This window comes from Streptomyces sp. S.PNR 29 (genome assembly GCF_030386795.1).
Taxonomy (GTDB): Bacteria; Actinomycetota; Actinomycetes; order Streptomycetales; family Streptomycetaceae; genus Streptomyces.
This window is the reverse complement of the sequence record NZ_JANUQM010000044.1, coordinates 1-1089: the sequence shown is the minus strand read 5'-3', so window position 1 is coordinate 1089 and position 1089 is coordinate 1. Positions and strand designations below refer to the sequence as shown.

The following is a 1089-nucleotide window of genomic DNA, read 5'->3' as shown; positions in this document are numbered from 1 at the left end:
GATGTTTGACGCTTCACAGCGGGTACCGGAATATCAACCGGTTATCCATCGACTACGCCTGTCGGCCTCGCCTTAGGTCCCGACTTACCCTGGGCAGATCAGCTTGACCCAGGAACCCTTAGTCAATCGGCGCACACGTTTCTCACGTGTGAATCGCTACTCATGCCTGCATTCTCACTCGTCAACCGTCCACAACTACCTTCCGGTGCTGCTTCACCCGGCAGACGACGCTCCCCTACCCATCACAGCGGCCGTTGGGCCTCATGCTGCAATGACACGACTTCGGCGGTACGCTTGAGCCCCGCTACATTGTCGGCGCGGAATCACTAGACCAGTGAGCTATTACGCACTCTTTCAAGGGTGGCTGCTTCTAAGCCAACCTCCTGGTTGTCTCTGCGACTCCACATCCTTTCCCACTTAGCGTACGCTTAGGGGCCTTAGTCGATGCTCTGGGCTGTTTCCCTCTCGACCATGGAGCTTATCCCCCACAGTCTCACTGCCGCGCTCTCACTTACCGGCATTCGGAGTTTGGCTAAGGTCAGTAACCCGGTAGGGCCCATCGCCTATCCAGTGCTCTACCTCCGGCAAGAAACACACGACGCTGCACCTAAATGCATTTCGGGGAGAACCAGCTATCACGGAGTTTGATTGGCCTTTCACCCCTAACCACAGGTCATCCCCCAGGTTTTCAACCCTGGTGGGTTCGGTCCTCCACGAAGTCTTACCTCCGCTTCAACCTGCCCATGGCTAGATCACTCCGCTTCGGGTCTTGAGCGTGCTACTGAATCGCCCTCTTCGGACTCGCTTTCGCTACGGCTACCCCACCCGGGTTAACCTCGCAACACACCGCAAACTCGCAGGCTCATTCTTCAAAAGGCACGCAGTCACGAGACACCAGCAAGCTGATGTCCGACGCTCCCACGGCTTGTAGGCACACGGTTTCAGGTACTATTTCACTCCCCTCCCGGGGTACTTTTCACCATTCCCTCACGGTACTATCCGCTATCGGTCACCAGGGAATATTTAGGCTTAGCGGGTGGTCCCGCCAGATTCACACGGGATTTCTCGGGCCCCGTGCTACTTGGGTGT

The 1089-nt window shown here is 56.8% G+C and carries 1 rRNA gene; it reads right to left on the bottom strand.

The features are described from left to right. A 23S ribosomal RNA gene (locus tag NW895_RS41125) occupies positions 1-1089 on the bottom strand; the annotation flags it as partial.